The organism is Candidatus Erwinia dacicola (assembly GCF_001756855.1).
Taxonomy (GTDB): Bacteria; Pseudomonadota; Gammaproteobacteria; order Enterobacterales; family Enterobacteriaceae; genus Erwinia; species Erwinia dacicola.
The window spans coordinates 1-6,779 of sequence record NZ_MAYS01000314.1 but is presented as its reverse complement, the minus strand read 5'-3'; the positions used below and the strand labels follow the sequence as shown (position 1 = coordinate 6,779).

Annotated in this window: 6 protein-coding genes and 1 pseudogene; 3 read left to right on the top strand and 4 right to left on the bottom strand. The window is 52.8% G+C overall.

The window, feature by feature from the left end; all coding sequences use genetic code 11:
* Together BBW68_RS09275 and queD are read right to left on the bottom strand one after the other, a co-directional pair.
* A partial coding sequence (locus BBW68_RS09275) for an IS1595 family transposase (RefSeq protein ID WP_148127470.1) occupies positions 1 to 415 on the bottom strand: 415 nt, incomplete at its 3' end.
* A 269-nt stretch (positions 416 to 684) separates the two neighbouring features.
* The gene (gene queD, locus BBW68_RS09270) at positions 685 to 1,044 is read right to left on the bottom strand and encodes a 6-carboxytetrahydropterin synthase QueD (protein WP_070135138.1); all 360 of its coding nucleotides are present in this window, start codon (positions 1,042 to 1,044) and stop codon (positions 685 to 687) included.
* Between the two features lie 287 nt (positions 1,045 to 1,331).
* On the opposite strand from queD, the gene cysJ reads away from it, so the two are divergent.
* Genes cysJ through BBW68_RS09255 form a run of 3 tightly spaced genes read left to right on the top strand, consistent with a single transcriptional unit; the run spans position 1,332 to position 5,593 of the window.
* Entirely contained in the window at positions 1,332 to 3,134 is a 1,803-nt protein-coding gene (gene cysJ, locus BBW68_RS09265) for an NADPH-dependent assimilatory sulfite reductase flavoprotein subunit (RefSeq protein WP_070135137.1), read from the top strand.
* Positions 3,134 to 4,849 carry an assimilatory sulfite reductase (NADPH) hemoprotein subunit gene (cysI, locus tag BBW68_RS09260; protein ID WP_070135136.1) on the top strand — a complete coding sequence of 572 codons (1,716 nt, stop codon included), beginning with the start codon at positions 3,134 to 3,136 and terminating at the stop codon, positions 4,847 to 4,849. Before cysJ ends, cysI begins: the two co-directional genes overlap by 1 nt.
* 12 nt (positions 4,850 to 4,861) lie before the next feature.
* Complete coding sequence (locus tag BBW68_RS09255; protein WP_070135135.1) at positions 4,862 to 5,593, top strand: phosphoadenylyl-sulfate reductase; 732 nt, start codon at positions 4,862 to 4,864, stop codon at positions 5,591 to 5,593.
* Positions 5,594 to 5,830: 237 nt separating this feature from the next.
* Here BBW68_RS09255 and BBW68_RS09250 read toward each other — a convergent pair whose 3' ends face one another.
* Complete coding sequence (locus BBW68_RS09250; protein WP_070135139.1) at positions 5,831 to 6,388, bottom strand: serine O-acetyltransferase; 558 nt, start codon at positions 6,386 to 6,388, stop codon at positions 5,831 to 5,833.
* Between the two features lie 228 nt (positions 6,389 to 6,616).
* Positions 6,617 to 6,779, bottom strand: a pseudogene (locus BBW68_RS20705) (IS91 family transposase); the annotation flags it as partial.

Below are 6,779 nucleotides of genomic sequence, written 5' to 3'. Positions count from 1 at the left end.
TCACATCCAGTACATCATAACTGGCAAAATTATCGGTATAGACGATGCTGTCAGGGTAAATTTTTGACTCTATTATCGGCAGTAATGTGCGTGATTTGGCATCGGGTATGACCTTGGTATACACCTTACCACCACGCTTGAGAAGCCCGAAAACAGGCACTTTTCCGGCAGCACCTCTGCCACGCTGACCTTTACGACGACCACCAAAATAACTTTCGTCCAGTTCAATCTCGCCATCAAACCAGGAGTGCCTATCTACGTGCTCGGCTATCAGCACTCTGAGGCGGTGAAAATAGTATGCAGCAGTGTTCCTGTGGACACCAACCAGCTCTGCGGCAATACGGGCTGTGGAGCCTGCAATAAACTGTTCAAGTAACCGTTCCTGTTTGTACTGACTGAGTCTGCTTTTTCTCATGGCACTATCCTAGATGATCTTAGTTATCTAGGACAGCCCCTATCTTTGCAACAGTGCCCTCGCCAGCGGCCAGCTGGTCGCGCTGCTGCCGCAGTATCAGTTAGAGGATCTGGGGATGTATGCGATTTATAGTTCACGCCAGCACCAGCCACCACGTCTGCGGGCACTGCAGGATTTTCTGTCCAAGTGGTTTCACGCGGAACGGGCGCAGAGATAGCAGAAGACGATAACAAGGGATCCCAGGGGCGAGGCATGCCTCGCCCACCATTCTAACCGCGATAAACGCAGCCAGCCGTGCAGGTTTCTTTCACCATCACCGCGCTCAGCAGCGGCAGCACCGGTTTCATCTGCTGCCAGATCCAAGCAGCCAGCACTTCGCTGGTCGGGTTCTCAAGGCCCGGAATATCGTTGAGATTGTAGTGATCCAGACAATCGTAAACCGGCTTGAAGGCCGCTTTGATATCTGAGAAATCCATCACCCAACCGGTCTGCGCGTCCACTTCGCCTATAATTTCCAGCCGGACCATAAACGAATGCCCGTGCAGACGACCGCATTTGTGCCCGATTGGCACGTTCGGCAGGTGGTGCGCGGCCTCAAATTGAAAATCTTTAAATAGCGTGATCGCCATAATTGCCGTCTCATTCTTTGCCTTAAAAACCGACGCAGGATACCGGAAAACAGCTTTTTTCGCACCCGTTTCGCGGCTATTGGCAGTAAGTGAAAGTGTTATCAAATACTGACGCTGCCAATACGTTGAAAAAATAACGCAATGATTAATCTGTTTTGCTGCTAACGCTTACCCGAAAAACCGTTTAGTCATTTTGGTTATTAATTATTTCCAACCCTTATTTAAGGGTTATTATGCTTGCCCTTACCCTGTTGCTATAGAACTTCGACTTTGGAATTTTCAACACAATGACGACTCAGGCTCCCAATAACTTGCTTCCGTTAAACCCGGACCAGCTCGCCCGCTTGCAGGCAGCCACTGGTGATTATTCAGCGACCCAGCTGGCTTGGCTTTCCGGTTATTTCTGGGGCATGGTTAACCATACTCAGGGTAGTGCCGTTGCGGCGGCGCCAGCTACGGTTGAAGCGCCGACCATCACTATTCTTTCCGCTTCTCAGACTGGCAATGCGCGTCGCCTCTCTGAACAGCTGCGCAATGACCTGCTGGCCGCCAAACTGAACGTCAATCTGGTAAACGCCGGTGACTACAAGTTCAAGCAGATCGGCCAAGAAAAGCTGCTGGTGGTAGTGACCTCCACTCAGGGGGAAGGCGAACCGCCGGAAGAAGCCGTCGCGTTGCATAAATTCCTGATGTCGAAAAAAGCGCCAAGAATGGACGGCAGCGCCTTTGCGGTGTTCGGCCTTGGCGATACCTCTTATGAGTTTTTCAGCCAGACCGGGAAGGATTTCGACGGTAAGCTCGCTGAGCTGGGCGCTGGGCGCCTGTTAGAACGCGTGGACGCCGACGTTGAGTACGCGGCGAAGGCGGAAGCTTGGCGCAAACAGATTGTAGATATTTTCAAGGCACGCGTGCCGGATGCCAGCGCCACCCAGTCAGCGATCGCCGCGGCAGGCAGCGTGAATAAAATCCACAGCAGCCCGTATAGTAAGGAAGCACCGCTAACAGCCAGCCTAGCGCTTAACCAGAAAATTACCGGCCGCGACTCCGATAAGGACGTGCGCCACATCGAAATCGACCTTGGCGATTCCGGCCTGCGCTACCAGCCGGGCGATGCGCTTGGCGTCTGGTTTGAGAACGATGCCGCGCTGGTGCAGGAACTACTGGAGCTGCTGTGGCTGAAAGGTGACGAGACCGTTAGCGTTTATGGCAGCACGCTAACTCTCGCTGATGCGCTGCAAAAACATTATGAACTGACGGTGAATACCCCGCAGATTGTTGGGGAGTATGCCAAACTTTCCCGTAATGAAGTGTTGCTGAAAACGGTCAGCGATAAAGCCAGACTGCAGCACTTCGCGCAGAATATGCCAATTGTCGATATGGTGCGTTTCGCTCCGACCGAACTGAATGCTGAACAGCTGACCGGCCTGCTGCGTCCGCTGATGCCACGCCTCTACTCGATTGCCTCTTCCCAAGCCGAAAGCGAGAGCGAAGTGCATATCACCGTGGGCGCGGTACGCTATGAGATTGAAGGGCGTGCCCGAGCGGGTGGGGCATCCAGCTATCTTGCTGACCGCCTTGAAGAAGACGCTGAAATCCGCGTGTTTATAGAGCATAACGACAATTTCCGCCTGCCAGCCAACCCGGAAACGCCGGTGATTATGATTGGTCCGGGCACCGGTATCGCCCCGTTCCGCGCCTTTATGCAGCAGCGCGACAACGATGGCGCCGGTGGTAAAAACTGGCTGTTCTTCGGCAATCCGCACTTTACCGAAGACTTCCTCTACCAGGTTGAGTGGCAACGCTACGTCAAAGATGGCCTGCTGACCAACATTGATTTAGCTTGGTCACGTGACCAGCAGCATAAAATTTATGTTCAGGACAAGATCCGCGCCAAAGGGGCGGAAGTGTGGCGCTGGATTGAAGAGGGCGCGCATATTTACGTCTGTGGCAATGCTAACCGCATGGCTAAAGATGTAGAACAGGCATTACTGGAAGTGGTTGCTGAATTTGGTGCAATGGACATCGAATCGGCCGATGAATTTTTGAATGAGCTGCGCATTGAGCGCCGTTATCAGCGAGATGTGTACTAATGGGCGATGAAAAATATCTAGGACCGCTGGTTGTCGAAGGCAAGCTGGTCGACGCTGAGCGTCTGAAAAAAGAGAGCAACTATCTGCGCGGTGGCATCGCAGAAGACTTGAATGATGGTCTGACCGGTGGCTTCAATGGCGATAACTTTCTGCTGATCCGTTTTCACGGCATGTACCAGCAGGATGACCGCGACATCCGCGCCGAGCGCGCCGAGCAGAAGCTGGACGCACGTCATGCCATGATGCTGCGCTGCCGTCTGCCGGGCGGCATTATGACGCCAACCCAGTGGCTGGCGATTGATAAATTCGCCGCCGACAACACCATTTATGGCAGCATCCGTCTGACCAACCGTCAGACTTTCCAGTTCCACGGTATCTTGAAAGGCAACGTGAAACCGGCGCACCAGATGCTGCATGAAGTGGGCTTGGATGCCCTGGCGACCGCCAACGACGTGAACCGTAACGTGCTGAGCAGCTCAAACCCGATTGAGTCTGAGCTGCATCAGGAGGCTTACGAGTGGGCGAAGAAGCTCTCCGAGCATCTGCTGCCGCAGACCCGCGCTTACGCCGAGATCTGGCTGGATCAGGAGAAGGTTGCGACCACCGACGTGGAGCCAATCCTCGGCGAAACCTATCTACCGCGTAAGTTCAAAACCACCGTTGTGGTGCCGCCGCACAACGACGTCGATCTGCACGCCAACGACATGAACTTTATTGCCATTGCCGAAAACAGCAAGCTGATCGGCTTCAACCTGCTGGTGGGCGGTGGGTTATCTATCGATCACGGTAACAAAGCAACTTACGCCCGCACGGCAACCGAGTTCGGCTATCTGCCGCTTGAGAAGATCCTCGACGTGGCTGCTGCCGTGGTGACCACCCAGCGCGACTGGGGCAACCGTACCGATCGTAAAAACGCCAAGACCAAGTACACCCTAGAGCGCGTCGGTCCTGACGTGTTCAAAGCAGAAGTTGAGCGCCGTGCCGGTATCACCTTCGAGCCGACCCGTCCTTATGCGCTCACCACGCGTGGCGAACGCTTCGGCTGGGTGAAGGGCATCGATAATAAATGGCACCTGACGCTGTTTATCGAAAACGGCCGTATTCTTGACTATCCTGGCCGATTGCTGAAAACCGGCCTAGCAGAGATCGCGAAGATCCACCAGGGCGATTTCCGCTTAACCGCCAACCAGAACCTGATTGTCGCGGGCGTACCGGAGTCTGAGAAAGAGAACATTGAACAGCTGGCGGTATTGCACAGCCTGATGGAAAACGTCAGCCACCAGCGTGAAAACTCGATGGCCTGCGTCGCGTTTCCGACCTGCCCGCTGGCGATGGCCGAAGCCGAACGCTTCCTGCCGGAGTTTGTCACCCGCGTTGAGGGGATCCTGACTCAGCACGGCGTCGGCGATGAGCACATTGTGCTGCGAGTTACCGGCTGCCCGAATGGCTGTGGCCGCGCTCTGCTGGCCGAGATCGGGCTGGTAGGTAAGGCGCCGGGCCGCTATAACCTGCACCTTGGCGGTAACCGCATCGGGACGCGCATTCCGCGGATGTATCGCGAAAACATCAATGAAGAGCAGATCCTAGCTACCCTTGATGAACTGATTGGCCGCTGGTCGCAGGAGCGTGAAGTCGATGAAGGCTTCGGTGACTTCACCATCCGTGCTGGTGTGGTTAAGCCGGTACTCGATCCGACCCGTGATTTTTGGGAATGATGGAGGCGTAATATGGCAGTTCTCGATCTCTCTGCACTGAACGAGCTACCGAAGGTTGAGCGCGTGATGGCGCTTGCCAAAATTAACAACCAGCTGGATAAGCTTTCCGCCGAGGATCGCGTAATCTGGGGCCTAGAGAATCTGCCGGGCGAAGCGGTGCTGACCTCCAGCTTTGGTATTCAGGCGGCGGTCAGCCTGCACCTAGTCAACAAGCAGAAACCCGGCATTCCGGTGATCCTTACCGATACCGGTTATCTTTTCCCGGAGACCTACCAATTTATCGACCAGCTGACCGAAAAGCTGAATCTTAACCTGCAGGTGTTCCGCGCTGAGCACAGCCCGGCGTGGCAGGAAGCGCGCTACGGAAAGCTTTGGGAACAGGGCGTTGACGGCATTGAGCGCTACAACCAGATCAATAAGGTCGAGCCGATGAATCGCGCGCTGGAAACGCTGAAAGTGCAGACGTGGTTTGCCGGCCTGCGCCGCGCTCAGTCCGGAAGCCGTGCGCATCTGCCAGTGCTGGAGATTAAAAAAGGGATATTTAAGCTGCTGCCGATTATTGACTGGGACAACCGCCAAGTTTATCAGTATCTGCAGCAGCACGGCCTAGGTTATCACCCGCTGTGGGAGCAGGGCTACCTGTCGGTGGGCGACACTCACACCACGCGTAAGTGGGAGCAGGGTATGGCAGAAGAAGAGACCCGTTTCTTCGGCCTGAAGCGCGAATGCGGACTGCACGAGTAATATGCTCACCGGGTGAGCATGCTTCACTTTTGGCACTACGAGTGCTCCCTGTCATATCCCATGCACTTGGTTTTTTGCATGACTTACCCATCTCGGGTACGATAAAAACCAGCCTAGGACCAGTAGTAATGCCCGTAATGGTCACTCGACAAAGACGGTAGCCAGAGCAGTTTCTGTCGCAAACGCATTTGTTAAATTGATGGGTTGGTATAGAAGTGCATGATAAATAAGCCGGTATTATTCCGGCTTTTTAACTATTTCTATGTTTTCTGATTTAGGAGTGTATACTGTACAATTAACAGGAATATGTTTATTTATAAAGCTCATTGCACCCACAGTAACATTATCTCCGATATATAAATTGTTACCAATAATGCAACTGTTTGCCCCAATATTCACATTGTCGCCTATGTAGATCTTCCCCTGCTGGTCATTGTGTTTAACGCCGATGGTTACATTTTGTTTAATATAAAAATTTTTTCCGATTGTACAACAGTCAGCTATTACAATCCCAACATAGTGAGATATGCTTAACCCCTCTCCTATAACAGCGCCCAGCTTTATATCCAACCCGTACTTGTTTCTTAAATTTCTATTGATGCGGATGGCCAACTTTTTAGCAACACCATCGCGGTATAAATAGTTGGCTATACGCCACCAAAAATAGAACCGACGATCAGGGCATTTAATGGCTTTGTGTATGGTTTTTGACCACGAAAATGGTTTTTCTGAGACCATAACTTCACGCTGTAGGCATTTTTTTAGGTGTGATAGTTCTTCGCTGTGTTTTTTCATAAAAATTATCTGCAACTTTTTAGTTGTAAAAGCCTCTTGCGAGAAGTTATTGTCAAATCTGGTGTATGGAGCCAGATGGCTACGTTCATGGTTAGGAGATTGAATCGCCTCTTCTGAGAGCCCCAACCATGAATGTCAGAACAAACTATCCCTTTGATGCGGCGCTCGTGCGTAGGTTTAAGTATAAAAATGCAGTTTTTGTCGTGTTTTTAACCGGAAAGCCATTTTTCAGGCACACTGATCCAGCTTAGGCATCCGCATCCGCAGCCATCGCCTTTTCTCCATTCCACGCAGCCTTTCCGACAGTCATGCCATCGCCTGCGTTCCTGCCTGAGCGCCGGCAAAACGCCGTCGGCCCTTGCACAGGATGCACTGGTACGAGTCGGTACCC

What these genes read in the sequence shown, in the direction of transcription:
- queD (WP_070135138.1), bottom strand. Translation starts at nt 1,044, where the DNA reads ATGGCGATCACGCTATTTAAAGATTTTCAATTTGAGGCCGCGCACCAC.
- BBW68_RS09255 (WP_070135135.1), top strand. Translation starts at nt 4,862, where the DNA reads ATGGCAGTTCTCGATCTCTCTGCACTGAACGAGCTACCGAAGGTTGAG.
- cysI (WP_070135136.1), top strand. Translation starts at nt 3,134, where the DNA reads ATGGGCGATGAAAAATATCTAGGACCGCTGGTTGTCGAAGGCAAGCTG.
- BBW68_RS09250 (WP_070135139.1), bottom strand. Translation starts at nt 6,388, where the DNA reads ATGAAAAAACACAGCGAAGAACTATCACACCTAAAAAAATGCCTACAG.
- cysJ (WP_070135137.1), top strand. Translation starts at nt 1,332, where the DNA reads ATGACGACTCAGGCTCCCAATAACTTGCTTCCGTTAAACCCGGACCAG.